The sequence below is a fragment of the Luteimonas saliphila genome (genome assembly GCF_016774335.1).
Classification (GTDB): domain Bacteria; phylum Pseudomonadota; class Gammaproteobacteria; order Xanthomonadales; family Xanthomonadaceae; genus Luteimonas; species Luteimonas saliphila.
Window position 1 is genome coordinate 33,082 of record NZ_JAETWA010000037.1, and the last position, 22,328, is coordinate 55,409.

General features: G+C 68.8%; 21 protein-coding genes and 1 pseudogene. 9 read left to right on the forward strand and 13 right to left on the reverse strand.

The features are described 5' to 3' along the window. Positions 1-186: 186 nt before the first annotated feature. Complete coding sequence (locus JMO03_RS10440; RefSeq protein ID WP_202843106.1) at positions 187-615, forward strand: Dabb family protein; 429 nt, start codon at positions 187-189, stop codon at positions 613-615. 81 nt (positions 616-696) lie between these two features. On the opposite strand, the gene JMO03_RS10445 is transcribed toward JMO03_RS10440, so the two are convergent. The 7 genes from JMO03_RS10445 to JMO03_RS10475 form a co-directional block, all read right to left on the reverse strand. Further along, complete coding sequence (locus tag JMO03_RS10445) at positions 697-1,527, reverse strand: hypothetical protein (RefSeq protein WP_202843107.1); 831 nt, start codon at positions 1,525-1,527, stop codon at positions 697-699. Between the two features lie 745 nt (positions 1,528-2,272). Next, positions 2,273-2,626, reverse strand: coding sequence for a hypothetical protein (locus JMO03_RS10450; protein ID WP_202843108.1), 354 nt, complete (start codon positions 2,624-2,626; stop codon positions 2,273-2,275). Beyond that, complete coding sequence (locus JMO03_RS10455; RefSeq protein ID WP_202843110.1) at positions 2,619-3,110, reverse strand: hypothetical protein; 492 nt, start codon at positions 3,108-3,110, stop codon at positions 2,619-2,621. The genes JMO03_RS10450 and JMO03_RS10455 overlap by 8 nt, the downstream gene beginning before the upstream one ends. A 16-nt stretch (positions 3,111-3,126) precedes the next feature. Further along, positions 3,127-3,909, reverse strand: coding sequence for a TSCPD domain-containing protein (locus JMO03_RS10460; protein ID WP_202843112.1), 783 nt, complete (start codon positions 3,907-3,909; stop codon positions 3,127-3,129). A gap of 175 nt (positions 3,910-4,084) precedes the next feature. Further along, complete coding sequence (locus JMO03_RS10465; protein WP_202843114.1) at positions 4,085-4,627, reverse strand: hypothetical protein; 543 nt, start codon at positions 4,625-4,627, stop codon at positions 4,085-4,087. 60 nt (positions 4,628-4,687) lie between these two features. Then, positions 4,688-5,197, reverse strand: a complete 510-nt coding sequence (locus JMO03_RS10470) for a hypothetical protein (RefSeq protein ID WP_202843116.1) — start codon at positions 5,195-5,197, stop codon at positions 4,688-4,690. 205 nt (positions 5,198-5,402) lie between these two features. Beyond that, on the reverse strand, positions 5,403-7,553 hold the full coding sequence (locus tag JMO03_RS10475; protein ID WP_202843119.1) for an adenosylcobalamin-dependent ribonucleoside-diphosphate reductase: 2,151 nt from the start codon (positions 7,551-7,553) through the stop codon (positions 5,403-5,405). Positions 7,554-8,078: 525 nt separating this feature from the next. Between JMO03_RS10475 and JMO03_RS10480 the strand changes: the two genes are divergently transcribed. From JMO03_RS10480 to JMO03_RS10515, 8 genes and pseudogenes are all read left to right on the forward strand, one after another. Further along, positions 8,079-9,512, forward strand: a complete 1,434-nt coding sequence (locus JMO03_RS10480) for a Do family serine endopeptidase (RefSeq protein ID WP_202843121.1) — start codon at positions 8,079-8,081, stop codon at positions 9,510-9,512. A gap of 70 nt (positions 9,513-9,582) precedes the next feature. Continuing rightward, a complete protein-coding gene (locus JMO03_RS10485) occupies positions 9,583-9,948 on the forward strand; it encodes a hypothetical protein (RefSeq protein ID WP_202843124.1) in 366 nt (121 codons plus the stop codon). Between the two features lie 12 nt (positions 9,949-9,960). Then, a pseudogene (locus tag JMO03_RS21130) lies at positions 9,961-10,416 on the forward strand (phage holin family protein); the annotation flags it as partial. 134 nt (positions 10,417-10,550) lie between these two features. After that, positions 10,551-11,039 carry a protein sip-5 gene (locus tag JMO03_RS10495; RefSeq protein ID WP_202843128.1) on the forward strand — a complete coding sequence of 163 codons (489 nt, stop codon included), beginning with the start codon at positions 10,551-10,553 and terminating at the stop codon, positions 11,037-11,039. Between the two features lie 149 nt (positions 11,040-11,188). Further along, positions 11,189-12,286 carry an AI-2E family transporter gene (locus JMO03_RS10500; protein WP_202843130.1) on the forward strand — a complete coding sequence of 366 codons (1,098 nt, stop codon included), beginning with the start codon at positions 11,189-11,191 and terminating at the stop codon, positions 12,284-12,286. A gap of 346 nt (positions 12,287-12,632) precedes the next feature. Continuing rightward, positions 12,633-13,343: an HAD-IA family hydrolase gene (locus tag JMO03_RS10505; RefSeq protein ID WP_202843132.1), complete on the forward strand. Its 711-nt coding sequence runs from the start codon at positions 12,633-12,635 to the stop codon at positions 13,341-13,343. Positions 13,344-13,347: 4 nt separating this feature from the next. Then, entirely contained in the window at positions 13,348-13,770 is a 423-nt protein-coding gene (locus JMO03_RS10510; protein ID WP_202843133.1) for a DUF1294 domain-containing protein, read from the forward strand. Positions 13,771-13,816: 46 nt separating this feature from the next. Then, positions 13,817-15,208: a leucyl aminopeptidase family protein gene (locus JMO03_RS10515; protein WP_202843136.1), complete on the forward strand. Its 1,392-nt coding sequence runs from the start codon at positions 13,817-13,819 to the stop codon at positions 15,206-15,208. A gap of 457 nt (positions 15,209-15,665) precedes the next feature. Here JMO03_RS10515 and JMO03_RS10520 read toward each other — a convergent pair whose 3' ends face one another. The 6 genes from JMO03_RS10520 to JMO03_RS10545 form a co-directional block, all read right to left on the reverse strand. Beyond that, positions 15,666-16,094, reverse strand: coding sequence for a hypothetical protein (locus tag JMO03_RS10520; RefSeq protein WP_202843138.1), 429 nt, complete (start codon positions 16,092-16,094; stop codon positions 15,666-15,668). A 285-nt stretch (positions 16,095-16,379) separates the two neighbouring features. After that, positions 16,380-16,982, reverse strand: coding sequence for a response regulator transcription factor (locus JMO03_RS10525; RefSeq protein ID WP_149103588.1), 603 nt, complete (start codon positions 16,980-16,982; stop codon positions 16,380-16,382). A gap of 280 nt (positions 16,983-17,262) precedes the next feature. Next, a complete protein-coding gene (locus JMO03_RS21515) occupies positions 17,263-18,438 on the reverse strand; it encodes a sensor histidine kinase (RefSeq protein WP_425491830.1) in 1,176 nt (391 codons plus the stop codon). Positions 18,439-18,610: 172 nt separating this feature from the next. Further along, entirely contained in the window at positions 18,611-20,446 is a 1,836-nt protein-coding gene (locus JMO03_RS10535) for a CIA30 family protein (protein ID WP_202843142.1), read from the reverse strand. Positions 20,447-20,479: 33 nt separating this feature from the next. Then, a complete protein-coding gene (locus JMO03_RS10540; RefSeq protein ID WP_238346067.1) occupies positions 20,480-21,247 on the reverse strand; it encodes an ABC transporter permease in 768 nt (255 codons plus the stop codon). Continuing rightward, a complete protein-coding gene (locus JMO03_RS10545; RefSeq protein WP_238346068.1) occupies positions 21,244-22,173 on the reverse strand; it encodes an ABC transporter ATP-binding protein in 930 nt (309 codons plus the stop codon). The genes JMO03_RS10540 and JMO03_RS10545 overlap by 4 nt, the downstream gene beginning before the upstream one ends. Positions 22,174-22,328 lie beyond the last annotated feature (155 nt).

The following is a 22,328-nucleotide window of genomic DNA, read 5'->3' on the forward strand; positions in this document are numbered from 1 at the left end:
AAAGTGGGCCTGGAACAGCGGAGGGACGCCGAGGCGATCAGGGTTGGAATGATTCCCTCCGTTCCCTCTGTTCGCCTGTGTCCGGAGCATGTCGACCCTGCTTTCCTCGGCGCACAAGCGCCGGGGCATCGACGATACCGCCCTATACTCGAGGGCCCGCAGGCCATCCACCGAAGGACCCGGATCATGACCGATCGCAGCCGCCGAGACATCCTCCTCGCCGCCACCGCCCTCGCGGTCGGCGCGACCGCCACCGGCTCCCTCGCGGCCGCGTCCGCACCCGCCAGTAAGGCATCGTTCCCGCCGGTCGTGCACCACGTGTTCTTCTGGCTGAAGAATCCGGAGTCCAGCGAGGATCTCGCCAGACTGCTCGCCGGATTGCGCACGTTGGCGGGCATCGACACCGTGCGAGGCATCCACATCGGCGTGCCGGCGGATACCGAGCAGCGCGGCGTCGTCGACGGCAGCTACAGCGCCTCGGAAATCCTGTTCTTCGACGATGTGGCAGGGCAGAACGCGTACCAGGTGCATCCCATCCACAAGCAGTTCGTCGCCGACTGCGAGCACCTGTGGGAGCGCGTGGTGGTGTATGACGCCAAGGCCGTCGCGCCGTAACCCATTCGCGCGCGCCGTAGGGGAGTTCTACCGCAACAAATTGTCCCTGACACCATTTCTGGTTCGTGAAGCTAGAGCAGGTCAATTAACTCCGTCCCCTTTGTTCCGGGGAAGCATGGAAGTGACCCTTCGCACGTCTGCGCCATACACCTTCCAGTCGCATAGGAAGGTTTTCAAGTGGATCGAGTTGACCACGTAGACCACCTTCTCTTTTGCCTTTGAAATGGCGCGAGCATCCCAAGCGATGTCCTTAGTCGTTACGGCAATATCGTCGGTGAACTGCTTTCGGAAACGCACCCATGGAACTTCCTTGATAGATGCGTGGCTTGGGCCTATTTCGCCGGCCGAGAGATCTATCGCCTCCTCGTCGACGGCGCACACGCTCAGGCGGGCGGTGGTGACGATCACGGGGATGTAAGACCTATACCCGTATCCGGTCGGCTGCAGGCGGTGCTTGAATTCCTCCAATGCGATGGCTTCCGATGCGATGGTCACCTCGGCGGCAGTGCGTTCGAGAAGTGGTCGCGATTTCGCGTCGTCGCCGACCATCACGCAGTAATCTGCCTCGTAACCTTCCGGGCCAGTCCTGGCGTCAAAGAAGCCCGTGAAAGATCGCATCGGGCTCTCGGTGTAGATGACGTAGATGCGGCTATCGAGGACTTGTGAGCTGTTCTCTGGAACGATGAACACCCAGTCGCTTTCGCGGACTCTTTTGCATTCGAAAATGGCGACTGTGTTGTGGTCGTTCTCAGCGATCAGGTCTGCAAATCCGGAAGTCGTTCCCTTGGTCCAAGCATGCTCCCTATGCTGGATTCTCCAGCCTGGCGCACGCCCGACCTCTCGCTCTACGGCGAGTTGGAGAGGAAAACCGGAGGCATTCACAAGTTTTACGAGGTCAGACTCCGTGCGCATGCCCAGTATTCCTTCGTCTAGGCCGATGGCTTAACGATCGGCACGCTCTTTTCGTACGTCGACATCATCTACTCCAGCGCTCTGGCGGGAGTGTCACCCTTCTTCCGTCAAGGGAAACGTCTGAAACCATGCTCCGTGAGAAAAGTACCAGGGACAATGTCTGGCCGGGGGTGCTAAAAGATCAAGCGACGTGCCGGAGAAAATGTCCCTGACACCATTTTCGCCATTTTCGGAAACGACGTGGGACAGGTTGGAGTGGCGCCGTTCTTGCCTCGCCCGTTCTCCCCCGCTCCTCGATAAGTACACCTGGCCCCTTTCTCCCGGATATCGCGGGCGCTCCCCGTCGTCTAGTGAACAAAGATCTTAGGCGGCGCAGACGGACCACAGCTCGGAGAGGTGGCGATGCGACCGCGAGTGCTCGTCTCGGTTTCGGAAATGTCCCTGACACCATTTCTCTGACACCATTTCTCTGCTCCATTTCTCTGCTTCTTCCTACCCTTCCCAAACTCATCAACCGCTAGACCAGATTGAATGTGGTGGTCGAGTCTAGCTACGAAGAGGCGGTTCGAATTGAACGCGGACTCGGGCGGGATGTGCTCGAAAGACAAGGGGCCATACTGTCCGCAGATGTGGCACTTTCCGAATCGAGGTGCCATCTGTGCGCTCTAGCTAATGCTCATGCGTCAAAAAAGTGAATCTAACCCGTTCTTCGAGTAGCGGGTGTGACGTTTTCAATGAGGTTCGATCAAAAAATTCCAGATTCGAGATCATCAATCATTGAATCGATTGCTATGTCGACTTGCATAGCCTTGCGTCGCGCCCCCTCGTAAGTTTTCTTCATCAGTGCATAGGCACCCTCAACATCAGATGACTCATCACTAATTCTTTCGACTTCTGCCCCGCTCGAGTTGATTATTTTTAGAATAAACTCTTGATCGCCGGCAAACTGTCTACTATCACGCACTTCTATGCGTGCGGTGCCGTGTGTGAATGAGACGTGGAATGCGTTGCTGACTTCCGATTCTTCCCAGGGAAGTTCACCGGCGTCTGTCTTCTCAGCAAGTAGCAGAACCAGCTTTTCTAGCCTCTTGTCAGTCATTTTTCACCTCGCTATGTGCAATGTTCACTAGAACAGCATGCATATCATCCATTGATCTAGTGATTTGCGAGTTTAGTTTGGGCACCTGCGCGAGAAAAATGTCTACGGAGACACCTTGATCAATTAACCGCTCGATGCCCGCAAGCCGACTGACCAATGATTGCATTGACTTTTGAATATGGGGTTCTGCCAAGAGTTTCATTTGCCGAAGAGACGTGACACTGTGCCGTAGAGCCTCGTAGCGTGCGGGCAGAACGTCGAGAACCCCTGCGCGGTGTAGGCTCTTGATTTCACTAAGTGCCTTTATTGTGCTGTTGAGGTCCAGTACTGCCGCTGATCGTAGGCTTGCTTCTCTCGCCGCCTCTGCAGCTTGTTTCGCTCCAACGGATGCAATTCGCGCGCGCCTTGCCTCGACAATGGCAATCACTACGCCAATTAGAGTGAGAACTGCACTTGCAATACTTATTGCATCCATCAGCGACATCAGCGGCCTCGTAGAATCACCCGCACTTGCTATACCCACAATTCAAACAAGTCGCACACCCGTCCATCAGCACCAGCGCCTTGGTGCTGCATTTGTGGCACATGCTGGCGGAGGGCGGGAACGAGGCGCCATCGCCGGTGACTTCGATGTCGCCGACGGGCTCGGGGTAGCCGGGGTCTTCGGGGGTGGCGTCTACGTCAGAGTTTTTTTTTGACTGCTGTTCGTACGCGCGGCGCTTCTCGGCGATCAGGGCCTTCTGCGCGGCGCTCATCTCGGGGTCGTGCAGCATGCCGATCGACTTGAGGTGGTCCTCGACGATGCTGCCCAGTTCGGCCACCAGGCTGGGCATGTACACGCCGCCGGCCTTGAAGTAGCCGCCCTTGGGGTCGAACACGGCCTTCATCTCTTCCACCAGGAAGGTCACGTCGCCGCCCTTGCGGAACACGGCGCTCATGATGCGCGTGAGCGCGACGATCCACTGGAAGTGCTCCATCGACTTGGAGTTGATGAAGATCTCGAACGGGCGGCGGTGCTCGTGCTCGTTGCCGGCGTTGAGCACGATGTCGTTGATGGTCACGTACATGGCGTGTTCCACCAGCGGCGACTTGATCTTGTAGGTGCTGCCGATCAGCACCTCGGGGCGCTCGATGCGCTCGTGCATGTGGATCACGTCGGCGGTCTTGGGCAGCTCGGCCTCCACCTGCTCGCGCGGGACGGAGGCGCCGGCGACGGCCTTCTCCTTGTCCTCGGGGGTGACGACGGCGTATCCGGTGATTTTCTTGTCGATCTTGACGGCCATTGCGTGGGTCCTGGTGGTGCGTGGTGCTGGTGTCGGGGAGGTGCGGGGAGGGGCTGGCCCTCACCCCGGCCCTCTCCCGCGAGCGGGTGAGGGGGAAAGGATGGCCCTCTCGCGCGGAGCGGAGAGGGGGGAAGACGGCCCTCTCGCGGAGCGGCGAGGGGGTAGGGCGGGTGGGTTACTTGTCCGACTTGGTGCCGGTCTTGCGCAGGTCGGCGGCGTGGGCGCGCTGGTAGGTCTGGATGTCCTTGAAGCTGCCGTCGGCGGCACGCACGGCGTAGAGCTTCTTGCCGGTCGAGGAGCGCATCACGGTGCGGCGGGACTTCTTGGCGGCCTTCTTCGCGGTCTTCCTGGCGGGGGCCTTGCGGGTCGCCTTCTTCGCGGGCGCCTTGCGGGTGGCCTTCTTCGCCGCCTTCTTCGCCGGTGCCTTGCGGGCGAGCTTCTTCGCGGCCTTTTTCACCGAGGCCTTGCGGGCGACCTTCTTGGCGCCCTTCTTCGCGGTCTTCCGGGCCGGCGCCTTGCGGGTGGCCTTCTTCGCCGTGGACTTCTTCGCGGCCTTGCGGGCGGGCGTCTTGCGTGCGGTCTTCTTCGTGGTGGCCCTCTTCTTCGTTGCGGCCTTCTTGGCGGTGGATTTGCGCGCGGCCTTCTTCGGGGTGGCCTTGCGGACCGCCTTGGCGACGGCCTTCTTCACGCGGGCGACTGCCTTCTTCAACGATGCCATGGGAACCTCCTCCCTGCGGGTGACGCCGCCGCGCCCGGGGGCGCGGCGACGGGTACTGCCTTACTTCTTCTTCGCGGCTTTCCGGGCGGGCGCCTTCTTGGCGGGCGCCTTGCGTGCGGTCTTCTTCGCCGCCTTCTTCACCGCGGCCTTGGCCGGAGCCTTCTTCGCGGCCTTCTTCGCCGGCGCCTTCTTTGCCGGGGACTTGCGGGCCGGGGCCTTCTTCGCCGCAGCCTTCCTGGCCGGGGCCTTCTTCGCGGCGGCCTTCTTCTTCGGCGCGGCCTTCTTGGCGGTCTTCTTGCCCTTGGCCTTCAGCGCGGCGACTTCCGCCTTGCCGGAACTGCTGGCGCTGGCCAGCGACTTCTTCGCCGCGGCGACGCGGCTGGAGACCGCCTTCCTCGCCTTGCCGGCGGTCTTGGCGACGGCCTTCTCGGCCTTGGCCGCGGTCTTCTTCGCCGTCTTCACTGCACTGCTGGCTTTCTTCGCGACCTTCTTGCCGATGTCCTTGGCCGTCTCGGCGACGGTTTCGGCGGCGTGGGTCAGGGTCTCCGCGACCCCGTTGCCGTTGCTCATGGTGTGTCCTCGTCAGTTTGCTTTTTTTACGGTGATCGGGTTACGGGCAAAGGGCCCGTGGGCGAAATGTAGCGCGAAGTGCGCGCCACGCAAGCAATACCGCGAGGGCTGCCCTCGCCCCGACCCTCACCCGCAAGCGGGAGAGGGGGAACGGAAGGGGCGCGTCGCATCGGTTCCGGGGGACGGATGCCGGGACGGCACGCGCCTAGAATTTTCCGTAATAGCCTTCTTTCAGCGCGTCGAACAGGTTGGCGGCGGAGTGGGTCTCGCCGTCGTATTCGATCTGTTCGTTGCCCTGGACCTCGATGACGCTGCCGTCCTCCAGCTCGAAGCGATAGGTGGTGTTGGCCAGGTCCGTCTCCTTGACCAGCACGCCCTGGAAGGCGGCCGGGTTGAAGCGGAACGTGGTGCACCCCTTCAGGCCCTGCTGGTAGGCGTAGCGGTAGATGTCCTTGAAGTCTTCGTAGGGGTAGTCGGTCGGGACGTTGGCGGTCTTGGAGATGGACGAGTCCACCCACGCCTGGGCCGCGGCCTGGACGTCGACGTGTTCCTTCGGGCTGATGTCGTCGGCGGAGATGAAGTAGTCGGGCAGCTGCGCGTCGGGCGCTTCCGAGAACGGCATCGCCTTGGGGTTCACCAGTTCTCTGTAGGCCAGCAACTCGTACGACCAGACGTCCACCTTCTCCTTGGTCTTGCGGCCTTCGCGGATCACGTTGCGGCTGTAGTGGTGCGCGAACGAGGGCTCGATGCCGTTGGAGGCGTTGTTGGCCAGACTCAGCGAGATGGTGCCGGTGGGCGCGATCGAGCTGTGGTGGGTGAAGCGCGCGCCGGTCTCGGCCAGCTGTTCGACCAGTTCCGGGGCGACCGTGGCGATCTTCTGCATGTAGCGGCTGTAGCGCGCGTGCAGCACCTTGCCCTCGATCTTCTGGCCCACGCGCCAGCCGTCGGCGGCCATCTCCGGGCGCTTGCGCAGCATCGCGGCGGTGACCTCGAACTGCTCGTCCATGATCGGCGCCGGGCCCTTTTCCTGGGCCAGGGTGAGGCCGGTTTCCCAGCCGGCGACCGCCATCTCGCGGGCGATCCGGGCGGTGAACTCGCAGCTGGGCGCCGAGCCGTACTTCATCTTGAGCATGGTCACGGTGCTGCCCAGGCCCAGGAAGCCCATGCCGTGGCGGCGCTTGCGCACGATCTCGGCCTGCTGCTGCGGCAGCGGCAGGCCGTTGACCTCGACCACGTTGTCGAGCATGCGGGTGAACACGCGCACGACTTCCTTGTATTCCTCCCAGTCGAAGCTGGCCTGGTCGGTGAACGGGTCGCGCACGAACTTGGTGAGGTTGACCGAGCCCAGCAGGCAGGCGCCGTAGGCCGGCAGCGGCTGTTCGCCGCAGGGGTTGGTGGCGCGGATGTTCTCGCACCACCAGTTGTTGTTCATCTCGTTGACTTTGTCGATCAGGATGAAGCCCGGCTCGGCGTAGTCGTAGGTGGACACCATGATCATGTCCCACAGGTGCCGGGCCTTGATGTGGCCGTAGACCTTGCAGGCGACCATGCCGTCGTCGCGGGCGATGTAGCCGTCGCTGTGGGGCCAGTCGCGCCAGACCACCTTGTCGGCGTCGGCCAGGTCGATGTCGCCGGCTTCCTTGTCGCTGATCGGGAACACCAGCGGCCAGTCGGCGTCGGTGTCCACCGCGTCCATGAAGCCGTCGGTGATCAGCAGCGACAGGTTGAACTGGCGCAGGCGCCCGTCCTCGCGCTTGGCGCGGATGAAGTCGCGCACGTCGGGGTGGGAGACGTCGAAGGTGCCCATCTGCGCGCCGCGGCGGCCGCCGGCGGAGGAGACGGTGAAACACATCTTGTCGTAGATATCCATGAAGGACATCGGGCCCGACGTGTACGCGCCGGCGCCCGCGACGAACGCGCCGCGCGGGCGCAGCGTGCTGAATTCGTAGCCGATGCCGCAGCCGGCCTTGAGCGTCAGGCCGGCCTCGTGGACCTTGTCCAGGATGCCGTCCATCGAGTCGGTGATGGTGCCGCTGACGGTGCAGTTGATGGTGCTGGTGGCGGGCTTGTGCTCGAGCGCGCCGGCGTTGGAGGTGATGCGGCCGGCGGGGATCGCCCCGCGGCGCAGCGCCCACAGGAAACGCTCGTTCCAGTACTTCTGCTTCTCCGGGGTGGCCTCGGCCTCGGCCAGCGCCTTCGCCACGCGCTGGTAGGTGCCGTCGATGTCGGCATCCACCGGCGCACCGTGCTTGGTCTTGAGCCGGTACTTCTTGTCCCAGATGTCCTGCGATGCGGGCTGCATCGGGATCTCCCGTTGGGCGGGCGTCTTGACTGCTTCCAGACGAACCGTGCTCATGCGTCTGTCTTCTCCTTGTGCCGGCCAGGGTGCGTGCCCCGGCCTGTTGTTCTTGTCGATGTCGTCCGCACCGGGCGTGCCGGAGCGGGCGACGGGAAAATCGCGGTCGCGCGTGCGCGCTTCCGCTGGGAACTGTGCGAGGTGCCGGTCTCCAGCGCCGTGGTGTGGTCTGCGCGTCCCCCTGTCGCCTCGGCTGCCGGGCCTGCCATTTTAGGCCAAAACCCTATCTCTTGGGCTTGGTCTGAAGGCATGACCCCAACATCTTGTGGCGGGCGGGGCAACGCTACGCCCGCCGTTTTGCGAAGTCAACCGCTATCGGGCGTTGCCGGGGCAAAAATCGCGACCCGTGGCCGCGGCCGCGCGAAAGTGCCCGTTCAGGCTGGATGGAGGCGCTGCGGCCGACACTTCCGGGTCCGTTCTTGACGCAGTGCGGCGTGGCGAATGCGCGGCCGGGGGTTGCCGCGACCGCGTGCCGCGCCCATCTTGCCCCTCTGTCCGCCATTGCCACCGCCGCGACCCGCGACCATGCGCCCAGCCCCGACCCTGCTCGTCCTTGCCGCCGCCGCCGCGTTCGGCGGTTTCGCCGCCACCGCCATCCGCGATGCCATGCAGTCGCCCGCCCAGGCCGCGGAACCGGCCGCGCCGGCGTTGCCGGTGCCGACGGTCGCCGCGCTGCCGACCACGGTCGACGGCCAGGCGCTGCCTTCGCTGGCGCCGATGCTCAGGCGGGTGACGCCCTCGGTGGTGAGCGTGCAGGCGGCGCAGCGCCGCCAGGTGAGCCCGTTCGGCAACGATCCGTTCTTCCGCCGCATGTTCCCGGAGCTGTCGCAGGAGCGGATCGCGCGTTCGCTCGGTTCGGGGGTGATCGTCGATGCCGGCAACGGCTACGTGCTCACCAACCACCACGTGATCGAGAACGCCGACGAGGTCTCGGTGACCCTGGCCGACGGGCGCACGCTGGAGGCCGAGTTCATCGGCTCCGACCCGGATACCGACGTGGCGCTGATGCGGATCGAGACCCGCGACCTGGTCGCGATCCCGCTGGCGGCCGATGCGCGGCTGGAGGTCGGCGACTTCGTGGTGGCGGTGGGCAATCCCTTCGGCGTCGGCCAGACGGTCACCTCGGGCATCGTCTCGGCGGTCGGCCGCAGCAACGTGCCGGGCGTGGGCTTCCAGAACTTCATCCAGACCGATGCCTCGATCAACCCGGGCAATTCCGGCGGCGCGCTGGTCAACCTGCGCGGCGAGCTGGTGGGCATCAACACCGCCAGCTTCAACCCGCGCGGCAGCATGGCCGGCAACATCGGCCTGGGCTTCGCGATCCCGGTGGAACTGGCGCGCGGGGTGATGCAGCAGCTGGCCAGCACCGGCACGGTGCGCCGCGGCACGCTGGGCATCGATACCCAGGCGGTGGACGCGCGCCTGGCCGCTGCGCTGGGACTGGACGAGCCGCGCGGGGTGGTGGTCACGCGCGTGCACGGCGACTCCGCGGCGGCCGCGGCGGGGCTGCGCACCGGCGACGTGATCGTGTCGGCGGGCGGCCAGCGCATGGACGATCCGGTGTCGCTGCGCAATTTCCAGGGCCTGCAGCCGCTGGACACGCCGGTGGTGCTGGAGGTGCTGCGCGACGGCGCGCCGGTGAAGGTGACCGCGCGCCTGCGCGCGCAGCCGCGCGACGGCGCCAGCTACGACGAACGCCTGGCCGGCGCGACCCTGGCCGACCTGCCCGAGGCGGTGCGCCGGCAGAACCCGAACGCGCGCGGCGTGTTGGTGGAGAAGATCGAGCCAGGCAGCCGCGCGTTCCGCAACGGCCTGCGCGAGGGCGACTACATCTTCGCCGCCAACAGCGGCGAATTCCGCGACCTGGCGGGGTTCCGCGATACCTTGTCCGACGGCACGCGCCAGCTGGTGCTGCGGATTTCACGCGGTGGACGCGTCGGAAACCTGATGATGGAGTGACCGGGACCTCCGGACGTTCCGCGCCACACACCCCAGACCCGCCACCCCGCGCCCTTCCCAGGAGACGACGATGAGCCCCAACTCGACTGATGCGATGAAGACCAACCTCGGCGAAGCCGGAGCCCACCTCAAGAACGCGGCCGCCGACGCCGGCAGCGCGATCAAGAATGCCGCGGGCGTCGCCGGCGACGAACTGCGCATGGGCCGCGCCGCGGTCAAGGCCGACCTGGCCGACTCCGCGCTGGCCGGCATCGCCGCGCTGGAAGAGGGCGGCGGCGCGGCGCGCGAGCAGGTCGACCAGCTGATGGACAAGGGCCGCGACCTGATCGACAGCGCCGCCGACCTGATCCGCGAGCGCCCGATCGCCTCGTTCGGCGTCGCCTTCGCCGCCGGCTGGATCATCGCCAAGCTCGCCCGCAGCGGCGGAGAGAAGTAAGCGCCCCACGACGTGACCGGGGACCCAGCCAGCAGCGACAGCGCACGGCCCGACGCGGACCACGCGCAGGCGCCGGGCATCGACGAGAGTCTGCGCGCGCTCAACAGCGCGCGCCGTGAGGCCTTCGACGCCACCCGCGGCACCGGCCGCGCACTGCGCCGGCTGATCGCGGCCGACTTCGCGCTGGCGCGCAGCGCCTTCGGCCGCGGCCTGGCCTGGGCCGGCGCGGCCACCGTGTTCGGCGCCTCGGCCTGGCTGCTGCTCACCGCGACCCTGATCGCGCTGATGCAGCGCAACGGGATGTCGTGGTTGCTCTCGCTGTCGGTGGCGGCGCTGGTGAGCGTCGTGGCCGCGGTGTTCTCGGCATGGCGGGTATCGCGCTACTTCGACTACACCGGCATGCACGCCACCCGCCGGCAGCTGACCCGGCTGGGGCTGTTCGACGAGGACGGCAGCGCGGACGACGATGACGACGATCCGCCGCCCGACGTCGACGCCATGGCCTCGGCCGAAGCCGCCGCCGCGCGTGCCGCGAAGTCCGCGGCCGAAGCCGCTGCGGCCCGTGGCGCCCGCCCCGCAGGCATCCCCCCGGGAGCTTCCTGATGCGGTTCGAACGCCTGCGCGACGAAGTAATGATGGCCGAGCGGCGCCTGGAGACGCGGCATCTGCGCGCGCAGACCAACTGGCGCGTGCTCAAGACCATCTGGCGCGAAAGCTGGACACCGGGCCGGATCGTCGCGATCGGCCTGGCCGGCGGCTTCCTGTTCGGGCGGGCGCGGCCATTGAAGAAGATGGGCGCGGTCTCGCCCACGCGCTGGATCCAGCTGGCCAGCGCCGTGTCCGGCCTGCTGGCCACGCTCAAGGCGAAGGAAGCGGCGGAGACGGCGGAAGTCGCGGCCGCGGATGCCGGACACGCCGCGGATGCGGCCGACGAGGCCGCGGACAACGTCGAGGCGGTGGCGGGCGCCGCGGCGCCGACGCCGGGCGACGCGTCGCCGCGAACCGTGTCCGACGGCCGCCGCCGCGCCGACACCCAGTGGTCGAGCGAGCCGCGGCCGGCCGAGGCTGCGACCGAACTGTCCGAACGCTAGCGCGCCCAGCGCTCGGCGGCGCCACTCCGGCGCTGGGTCGCGGCGGATGCGGCGCCGCGCCGCTGCCGGTGCGCCGGCGCACCGGCATCGTCACGGGGTCGTGCGCCGACGCGATGGCATGATCGCGTCCCGTTCCGCCGCCGTCCGCCATGGCCCACGACGCCACGCCCGAGCTTCCCGCGCCCGACGCGCCCGCGCCGACGCCTGCGCGCCCGCGCGGCTCGAGCGCGCTGGTGGTGCTGGCCACGCTCGCGGTCGGTTACACCCTGTGGGCGGCGCAGCAACTGCTGCTGCCGGTGCTGCTGGCGATGTTCTTCGCGCTGGTGGGCAACCCGATCATCCGGGTGCTGCGGCGACTGTGGCTGCCGCGGATCCTCGCCGCGCTGCTGGTGCTGTGCGGCGGGCTCGCCGCGACCGGGGCGCTGGCCTACCACATGCTGCCTTCGGCGATGGCCTGGGCCAGCCAGGCGCCGCGCGAGATGCGCCAGCTCGCGCCCAAGCTGCGCGAGCTGACCCGGCCGGTGCACGAGGCCAACAAGGCCGCCGAGAACTTCGCGCGCGCCGCCGGCGGCGAGACCGGCCGGCAACCGCAGCTGGTGCGCACCGCGATCGACGATCCCTACCGCAAGCTCACCGAGACCCCGCGCCTGCTGGCTTCGCTGCTGGCGGTGGTGCTGCTCACGTTCTTCTTCATGGTCTACGGCGAAAACCTGCAGCGCAACGCGATCGCGCTGCTGCCGGGGCGGCAGCAGAAGAAGTTCACGGTGGAGATCCTGCAGTCGATCGAGCGCGAGGTCTCGCGCTACGTGCTCACCATCAGCCTGATCAACACCGTGGTCGGGCTGCTGTTCGCGGCCGGGCTGTACCTGATGGAGATCCCGATGCCGGAGGCGCTGCTGTGGGGCACGATGGTGGCGCTGCTCAACTTCGCGCCCTACGTGGGCCCGCTGATCGGCATCCTGGCGATGCTGCTGGTGGGGTTCATCACCTTCGACGAGTCCTGGCTGTCGCTGATGCCGGCGGCGGCGTACCTGGTGCTGCACACGATCGAGGGCCAGATCGTCACCCCGATCGTGCTCGGCCGCCGGATGGCGCTGTCGCCGCTGGTGCTGATCCTGGCGCTGATGCTGTTCGGCTGGCTGTGGGGGATCGTCGGCCTGCTGCTGGCGGTGCCGCTGCTGGTGTGCGTGAAGCTGGTGCTGGCGCGGATCGAGGGCATGGAGGGCTGGGCGCGGTTGCTGGAGTAGGGCGGCCCGCGGCCCGGAGCGCGGCGCCCGGTCTACAAAAAAAGGTGTCGTCCCGAGCACAGCGAGGAGTTGCCCTTCGTTCGAAGGTGTCGTCCCGAGCGCAGCGAGGATTTGCCCTTCGTTCGAAAGTGTCATCCCGAGCGCAGCGAGGGATCTGCTCGAAGATCGCGGGAAGGCAGATCCCTCGCTGTGCTCGGGATGACAGGGTCGCGGTTTGCTGCGCCCGGACGACGGCTTCCGGCGCGATGCGCTCGGCATGGCAGGTTCCGGTTTCCAGCACCGGGGCGATGGGTTCCAGCTTCGTTCGTGGGCCCGTCCCCGCGGGCCGGCGGCTACAATACGCGGTGTGAGTTTCCCCGTCCGCGCGATCACCCTCGACCTCGACGACACCCTGTGGCCGTTCGCGCCGATCGGCGCGCGGATCGAGCGCGTGCTCGATGACTGGATGCGCGAACACAGCCCGGCGACGGCGACGATGTTCCCGGTCGAGGCGATGCGCGCGTTGCGCGAGCGGGTGTGGCGCGAGCATCCGCACCTGGCGCACGACCTGAGCGCGCTGCGGCGGCTCACGCTCGAGATCGCGCTGCGCGACAGCCGCGGCGACCTTGCCCTGCTCGATGCCGCGTACGAAGCCTTCTACGCCGAACGCAACCGCGTGGAGTTCTATCCCGACGCGCTCGATGCGCTGGAACGCATCGCCGCGCGGGTGCCGGTGGTGGCGCTGAGCAACGGCAATGCCGATCTCGCGCGCTGCGGCATCGATCGGCACTTCGCGTTCCAGCTGCATGCGCGCGAGCACGGCGCGGCCAAGCCCGAAGCCAGCATCTTCCTCGCCGCCTGCGAACGCCTGCGGCTCGAACCCGGTCTGGTGCTGCACGTGGGCGACCACGTCGATGCCGACGTGCGCGGCGCGGCGCTGGCGGGCCTGCGCAGCTGCTGGCTGCGTCGCGACGACCATCCCGGCGCCCCGGCGGAGTGGCCGCACCACGACGTGCGTCCCGACCTTGTGTTCGACAGCCTGGCCGGCCTCGCCGACTGGCTCGACTCGCAGGACTGATCGGATGCCGCAGCTCGGCCGCCTGGAACAGTGGAACGATGCGCGCGGCTACGGCTTCGTGCGCCGGCTGGCCACCGCGGCCGCCGTGGCGGTGCTCGCCGGCGGCTGGTTGCTGGGCGCCTGGCCGGGCGTGGTACCGCTGTTCTATGCGGCGCTGGCGCTGGTGTCGTTCCTGGCCTACCGCCACGACAAGCTCGCCGCCGAACGCGGGCGCAGGCGCACGCCCGAACGCACGCTGCACGCACTCGACCTGGCCGGCGGCTGGCCGGGCGGCCTGCTGGCGCAGCAGGTCTTCCGCCACAAGTCGAGCAAGCGCAGCTTCCAGGTCGTGTTCTGGACCACCGTGCTGATGAACTGCGCGGCGTTCGCCTGGCTGCTGCGCGAAGGCGTGCTCGCGCACCTGGCGCAGGCCTCGCCATGGGCGTGATGCGTCCGACCTCCTTTTCTGCCCCGTCGATCCCGGAGTCCTGTCCATGACCGTTTCCCCGCTCCCCGCCGGCTTCTCGACCGACACCACCGGCGCGCGTGCGCTGCACGTGCTCGACAGGGCGGGATACGGCGCGTGGCTCGAGTCGCAGCCCGGCGCGACGCGCGCCTGGCTGGCGGCACAGCAGTTCGACGCCGCGCCGGGCTCGCATGCGCTGCTGCCGGGCGAAGACGGCATCGCCGCGGCGGTCCTGGGCATCGGCGATCCGCTGGATCCGTATTCGTATGCGCATGCCCCGGGCGCGCTGCCGGAAGGCGACTGGACGCCGGCGCAGGCACCCGCGGCGGCAGAAGCCGCGGCGTTGCAACTGGGCTGGGGGCTGGGCGCGTACCGGTTCACCCGTTACAAGGAGCGCGGTCGCGCGCCCGCGCGGCTTGCGCTCGAGGGGCCGGATACCGAAGCGCTCGACCTGCTCGCCGCCTGCATCCGCGTGCGCGACCTGGTGAACACCCCGACCCAGGACATGGGGCCGGAGCAGCTCGAAGCGGTGGCGCGCGAGGTCGCGACCAGGCACGGCGCCACGTTCGAAAGCATCGTCGGCGACGCGCTGCTGGAACGGAACTTCCCCGCGATCCATGCCGTCGGCCGCGCCTCGCATCGCGCGCCGCGGCTGTTGAAGCTGCAATGGGGCTTCGACGGCGACAGCGGCGCGCATCCGCACCTGGTGCTGGTGGGCAAGGGCGTGTGCTTCGACACCGGCGGGCTCGACATCAAGCCCGCCGACGGCATGCGCCACATGAAGAAGGACATGGGCGGCGCCGCGCACGCGATCGCCCTGGCCGAACTGGTGATGGCGCGCGCGCTGCCGCTGCGCCTGACCCTGCTGGTGCCGGCGGTTGAGAACGCGATCGGGCCCGATGCCTACCGCCCGGGCGAGGTGGTGGCCACGCGCAAGGGCGTGAGCGTGGAGATCGACAACACCGATGCCGAAGGCCGCGTGGTGCTGTGCGACGCGCTGGCGCATGCCGGCGAACTCGCGCCCGACCTGATCCTGGATTTCGCCACGCTGACCGGCGCCGCGCGCATCGCGCTCGGCCCCGACCTGCCGGCGCTGTTCGCCAACGACGATGCGCTGGCCGGGGACTGGCTCGCCGCCGGCGAACGCGCGCGCGACCCGCTGTGGCGGATGCCGCTGTGGCGGCCTTACCTGCGCTACCTGACCAGCGACATCGCCGACATCGCCAACGCCGGCTCGCGCATGGCCGGCGCGGTGACCGCCGCGCTGTACTTGGAGCGCTTCGTGCCCGAGGGCACGCCCTGGGCGCACCTGGACGTGTACGCCTGGAACGACAGCGCCCGCGCCGGCCGCCCGAAAGGCGGCGAGGCCCTGGGGCTGCGCGCCGCCTGGGCGATGCTCAAGGCGCGCTGCAGCGCCTGAGGCGATTCAGCGCAACCGGCCGCGTAGCCCGGGTAAGCGAAGCGCACCCGGGATCCACGCCAGGCGAAGCCTTCCTGTGGACATGGGCTCGCGTCGTCTCCCCGGATGCGGCCTGCGGCCTTATCCGGGCTACGCCCCTGACGCGAACCCGATTCAACCACGTAGCCCGGGTAAGCGAAGCGCACCCGGGATCCACGCCGGGCCAAAGCCCTCTTGTGAGCGGGCGTTCGAATCCGCGGCTCCCCGGATGCGGCCTTTGGCCTTATCCGGGCTACGCACCTGATGCGAATCCGACTCAACCACGTAGCCCGGGTAAGCGAAGCGCACCCGGGAATCCACGCCAGGCGAAGCTTTCCTGTGGACATGAGCTCGCGTCGTCTCACCGGATGCGGCCTTTGGCCTTATCCGGGCTACGCACTTGGACAGGAGGGTGCGGTCGCGATCGCGCCGGCCGCAGTCAGCGTAACCAGCCGCGCTTCGCGCAGTGCCGCGCGTATCCCCACAGGAACAGCCCGACCAGCGCAATCGACATCGGAAACAGCGCGCCGCGGACGCCGGTCAGTTCCCACAGCGGAGTGGCCAGGTAGTTGCCGGCGAACTGGACGACGATCGCCAGCAGCGACAGCGCCAGCACCGGCACGGCCCATCGGCTGCGCCACAGCAGGCCGAGCGAGCCGACCAGGCCGCCGATGGTCGCGATCGCGAACGGCACGAACAGCCAGCGCGGCGTCGCCGCGAAGATGGTCTGCTGCTGCTCCGGCCAGGTGGCCACGGTCGCGGGCGTGGCGGCGAGGTGGTAGTAGAACGAGTAGACACCGGCTAGGTTCCAGAGCACGGCGAGGATGGCGACGAGCCAGAACAGCGGCGGGCGGGTGCGGGTGGACATGGCGGCTTCCGCTTGGAAGGACGACCGCAGTCTAGGCGCGGCCGCCGCGATCGTGCCAACCGCCGGTCGCCGGGCCGTAGCCCGGGTAAGCGAAGCGCACCCGGGTCCGCCTCCGATCGACGCCTTCGCATGGACCGGCAATCCGGGTCCGCGGCATCCCCGGATGCGGCCTGCGGCCTTATCCGGGCTACGCACGAGGCATCCGTAGCCCGGGTAAGCGAAGCGCACCCGGGTCCGTCCGTTGCAAGTCTTCGCATCGGCCGGTGCCGAGAGTGCAACCTGGCGCTACAGCCACCCCTTCTCGCGGGCCAGACGATAGGCCTCGATCCGGTTGCCGACACCGAGCTTGCCGATCGCCTCGGACAGGTAGTTGCGCACGGTGCCGTGCGAGAGGTTGAGCCGCGCCGCGATCTGGCCGGCGGACAGGCCCTCGCCGGCCAGGCGCAGGGCCTGGCGCTCGCGGTCGCTGAGCGGATCGGGTTCGCCCCAGGCTTCCAGCGCCAGCTGCGGATCGATCGCGCGGCCGCCGCGGTGCACCTGGCGCAGCGCGTCGGCCAGTTGTTCCGCCGGCGCGTCCTTGAGCAGGTAGCCGGACACGCCCGCCTCGAGCGCGCGGCGCAGGAAGCCGGCGCGCGCGAACGTGGTGACGATCACCACCCGGATCGGCAGTTCATGGCGCTGGATGCGCTGCGCCAGCTCCAGCCCGGTGAGCCCCGGCATCTCGATGTCGGTGACCAGGATGTCGGGCGCGAGCCGCTGCAGTTCGCGCCACGCGCTTTCGCCGTCGGCGGCGGCGCCGACCACCTCGATGTCGGCCTCCATCCCCAGCAGCGCCGACAGCGCGCCGCGCAGCATCGCCTGGTCCTCGGCGAGCAGGATGCGGATCATGGCGATGTGGCGGCCGGCGGCATGCGCGGAACGTTAGCAGGTCGCCCGCCCCGATGGCCCCCCGTAGGAGCGCCTTCAGGCGCGACTTGCAGGTCGTGCTCAGGCACGGGGTCGCGCCGGGTCGAACAGGGATCGATGAAGCTGGGCAAAAACCGGGGTCAGAGTCGACTTTCCTCGAAGATCTTCATTACCGACACATGCACGCGGAAAGTCGACTCTGACCCCGGTCTTCTGGCGCCGGTTCGTTTCCGACGCAGGGCAATCGCGCCTGAAGGCGCTCCTACGGGGGTGGTCGGGTTTCGTCGTTGGCTGCCAGCGGTACGCGCGCCTCGACCAGGGTGCCGCCGCGCTCGCCGGCGCCGACGCGCAGGCGCCCGCGCACGCTTTCGAGGCGTTCGCGCATGCCCGACAGGCCGTTGCCCGGCACGATCGCGCCGCCGCGGCCATCGTCGACGATGCGCAGCACCGCGTCCGGCCCGTCCGTGCCGAAGCTGACCTCCGCGCGCTGCGCGCGGGCGTGGCGCTGGATGTTGGTCGCCGCCTCGCGCACGGTCAGCGCGAGCGCGCTCTCCACCCCGGCCGGCAGCGCGCTGTCGGCGAAGCCGTCTTCGAAGCGGTAGCCGAAGGCGATGCCGTCGGTTTCCAGCAGCAGCTTGGCCGAAGCGAGTTCGGCGGCGATGCCCGCGGCGCGGATGCCGCTCACCGCGCGCCGCACCTGCGAAAGCGCCTCGCGCGCGACCCGGCTGACTTCGGCGATCTCGCCGCGCGCGGCGTCGGGATCGCGCTCGAGCAGGCGTCCGGCGAGGTCGGACTTGAGTGCGACCATCGACAACGTGTGCCCGAGCAGGTCGTGCAGGTCGCGGCCGATGCGCTCGCGTTCGGCGAGCGCGGCCAGGCGCCGTACCTCGTCGTGCGACAGGCGCAGCGCGGCATCGCGCTCGTGCCCGATCCGCTCGAACACCACCAGCACGCCGATGATCGCCGTCACCGTCGGCATCCACACCAGCGCCTGCCACGGATAGCCGATGGACAGTGCGTAACCCAGCAGCAGCGCGTTGAGCACCACCAGCAGCGCCAGGTAGCCGAGCACGTTGTGCCCGCGCCGCGGCTGCAGCATCACGCAGCCGAACACGAAGTAGCTCAGCCCCGAGGGATACCAGGGCAGCAGCGCGAAACACAGCGCCGCCATCGCCAGCGCGCAGGCGTAGGCCTTGCGTGGCGACTGCACCACGCTCATCGCGTACAGCCACAGGAACAGCGGGAACGAGACCACCGTCAGCCACGCCCACAGTGCGGTGTAGCCGTAGGCGCCGCCGGAGAACGCGGGCGTCAGGAACACCCAGACCGACCACACCACGTGGACCATGGACAGCCACGGCGAGCGCCCCATGCGCTGGTCGAACGCGGCGATCGAGCCCGGTCGCGGCGCCAGCCAGCGTTGCAGTGCGTTTCGGATCACCGGGAGGCCTCCGGCAGGATGCGCATGCGATGCGGGATCATGGCACGGTGGGGAAACCGAGGTCAGAGTCGACTTTCCCCGTGTGCGCGTGGCTAGCGATGATCATTGGGGAAAGTCGACTCTGAGCCCGGGTTTTCATCCCGGTTTCTCCGGTTTCCGGCACGCCGGGTCAGCGCAGTTCGACCCGGTCGATCCGGAACTCGAACGCGCCTTGCGGCTGGCCCGCGGTGAAGGCGATGCCGCGTACCTGCGACAGGTCGCCGCCGGCGAACGCGGACAGTGGCAGGCGGATTTCACGCCACTCCGGTCCCGCGGTGAACGTCTGCACGGCCGGCATCCCCTGCATCGACGCCCCGGAGAACAGCATGGCGCTGTAGGTGCGCTCGTCGCCGCGCACCTGGAACACCAGTTCCTTGCGCGCGGACAGGTCGACCGGTTGCATCGGCTGCGCGGCGGGGAAGTACATCACCCCGGCCCAGGGATAGGCGAAACCGGGCCTGATCTCGCCGCCGATGCGCAGCGCGCCGCGCGAACCCTCGGCGCCGCCTTCGACCAGGGCGTGGCCGACCTGCGATGCGCCGCCGGCCATCTGGTCGGTGGTCGGCATCCAGCTGCCGAATGCCGCCTCGATCGCGTCGCCGTCGAAGTCGCTGACCAGGGTGTCGTCGGGTGGCGCGGTGGCGGCCGGCGCGGCCACGGTGTCGAGCTCGCGCGCGACGCGATGGCCGTTCTTCCACACCGCGTCGATCGCGCGCGTGGCCGTGATGTCGTCCAGCGGATCGCCGTCGACCAGCACCAGGTCGGCGCGCATGCCCTGCGCGATGCGTCCGCGTTGCGCGAGCCCGAAGCGTTTCGCCGGCAGCGAGGTCGCAGCGGCCAGGGCCTGCGCCGGCGTGAGCCCGGCGCGCACCAGCAGCGACAGCTCGTGGTGCAGGCTGGCGCCGTGCGCGGTGCCGGGATTGGGTGCGTCGCTGCCGGTGAGGATGTCGACGCCGGCGGCGTGCAGCAGGCGCACGCTATCGAGCGCGCGCTGCAGCCGCTGCGGATTCGGCGGGCCGAAATCGGCCGCCAGGGTGCCGGTCTGCTGCGCGCCGAGCAGCGTCCGCAGGCGCACGTCTTCGGCCAGCGCCTTGCCCTCGCCGCTGCCGGCCATCGAGGCGACCACGGACAGCGTCGGCACCACGAAGGCGCCGCGCTCGCGCATCGCGGCGACGAACGCCTCGTCGGCGACCGCGTCGGTGAACACGTGCACCAGGCCGTCGGCGCCGGCCTCGATCGCCATGCGCGCATCCTCCAGTTTGGCCACGTGCGCGACCGCGCGCCGGTCGCGCGCATGCGCTGCGGCCACCACCTGCGCGACCTGCGCCGGCGACAGCGTCGGCAGCCGCTGCGGCAGGCCGTAGGCGCTCAGGTCCTCGACGATCAGCTTGATGAAGTCGGCGCCCTCGTCGACGCGTTCGCCGATGAAGGCGTCGATGTCGGTATCGGCGTCCACCGTGGGCACCGGGAAGCCGTACTGGGTGCCGTGGCCGCCGGGTGCGGTGATGGCGAAGCCGGCGGCCCACAGGTCGGCGCGGTCGCCGTGCGTGGCCGCGTCGCGCTGTGCGCGCAGGCCGGGCAGGCGGGCGGCATCGCCGTGCATGTCGAGCGCGGAGGTCACGCCGAAGCGCGCCATGTCGCGCTGCGCATCGCCCCAGGCATGCACGTGGGCATCGATCAGGCCGGGCAGCAGGGTCTTGCCGCTGCCGTCGACCACGGTCAGGCCTTCCGGCACTGCGGCATCGGCGACGACGGCCTCGACCATGCCGTCGCGCACTACCACCGTCGCCACGCCCAGGTCGCGCTCGCCATCGAACACGCGTGCGCCCTGCACGACGAAACTGTTGCCTGCCCGGCCGTCGGTGGGTGCGGACGTCGCGGACTGCGCGGTCGGCTGGATCGCGACCGCGAGGCCGATCACGGCGGCCAGCGCGCCGGCGCAGGCGAGTTCAGGCCAGGATTTCATGACAGGTCTCCGGTGGACGCGGACGGGGCGGATTCACTCGGCGGCGGCGAGCCGCCGCTGCGCGAGCGCGAAGCATGCAATGGTGACCACCACCAGCACCAGCAGGTGCAGCCAGGTCGCCCCGCCGCGGTCGTGTCCGACCACCTTCAGCGCCAACTGGCCCAGGTGGTAGGCCGGCCAGGCCGATGCGATCCGCGCGAGCCAGTCGGGCAGCATCGACAGCGGCAGCCAGAGCCCGGACAGGAAGGCCATCGGCAGATAGATCAGGTTGAGCAGCACCGGCGCGGCGTTGCCGCCGACCAGGGTGCCGACCCACAGCCCGATCGCGGCGAACGGTAGGACCCCGAGGACGTTGACCGCGAGCAGCCCGCACCATTGCGACGGCGCCAGCGACACGCCGCCAAGCGTCGCCGCGAGCAGCGCGAGCACCCCCGAGATGATCGCCGCGAACAGCATCGCCATCGCCATCTTCGCCAGCAGCTGCGCACCGGGCGGCGTCGGCAGCGCACGTCGCAGCCGCAGGTAGCCGCGCTCGCGGTCCATGGCGATGGTCACGCCGAAGCCGAACAGCGCCGCGCCGACCACGCCGAACACGCCGTAGCTGGCCAGCAGGTATTCGGCCGCCGCCGCATTGCCGCGATTGAGCAGCACGCCGAACAGCAGGTAGAACATCGCGGGGAACGCGACCACCGGCGCGCAGAACGCCGGTTCGCGCAACATGCGCAGCAGTTCGTACTTCGCTTCTAGCCCATAGGCACGCCAGGGCGTGCGGGCGACGGGTGGCGCGATCGCGTCCATCATGCGGCCTCCTGCAGCGCCGGCCGGGTGAGGGCGAGGAAGGCGTCGGCGAGTCCGGCGCGGCGGATCTCGAGATCGCGCAGCGCGGGATCGGCCTCGAGCAGGCGGCGCACCACCGGTTCGGCGGGCTCGGCGGCGATGCTCAGTGCGTCGCCCTCGCGCAACGCCTCGCGCACGCCAGGCCATTGCGCCACGGCGCCGGCGGGCAGGTTCGAGATGCAGCGGATGCGGCGCAGCGACACCCGCGCGCGGATCTCGCCCACGCTGCCCTCGGCGATCAGCCGCCCGGCGTCGAGCACCGCGACCCGATCCGACAGCGCCTCGGCCTCCTCCAGGTAATGTGTGGTCAGGAGCACCGCGCTGCCCTCGGCGACCAGCTCGCGCACCGCGGCCCACAGCCCCTGGCGCGCCTCGATGTCGAGACCCGTGGTGGGTTCATCGAGGAACAGCAACCGTGGCCGCCCGCAGATCGCGAGCGCGAACTGCACGCGCCGCTGCTGTCCACCGGACAGTCGCCCGTAGCGGCGTTCGAGCAGTCCGTCGAGCCCGGCCAGCGCGACGCAGTCGGCGATGCTGCGCGGTCGCGGGTAGCCCGCGGCCACCAGTTCGAGCAGCTCGCGCACGCGCAGCCGTTCGGGAATGCCGGCCGACTGCAGCATCGCCCCGCACTGGCGGCGCACGGCCGCCGAACCCGGCACCTGCCCGAACACCGACACTTCGCCGGCATCGGCCGACAGCAGGCCCAGCAGCAGGCCGACCGCGGTGCTCTTGCCGGCGCCGTTGGCGCCGAGCAGCGCGGTCACCTGGCCGGCGTGCAGCGCCAGGTCGATCCCGTCCAGCGCGGGCGTGTCGCCGTAGCGCTTGCGCACGCTTTCGAGCCGCGCCAGTGGCGGCATGGTGGTGGCCATCGGTGCTTCCGGGGAGGACATGGCGCCATCGTGCCGCCGCCGTGGCCGGCGTGACATTCGCCGCCGTCAGTCGAAGCACCTGACACTTGTCAGCGGCCGGCCGCGATGCCGAGGGCTAACCTGTGCCCCACATCGGCGCGCCGGGCATCGCATCGCGCGACCGGTGTCACAATGGC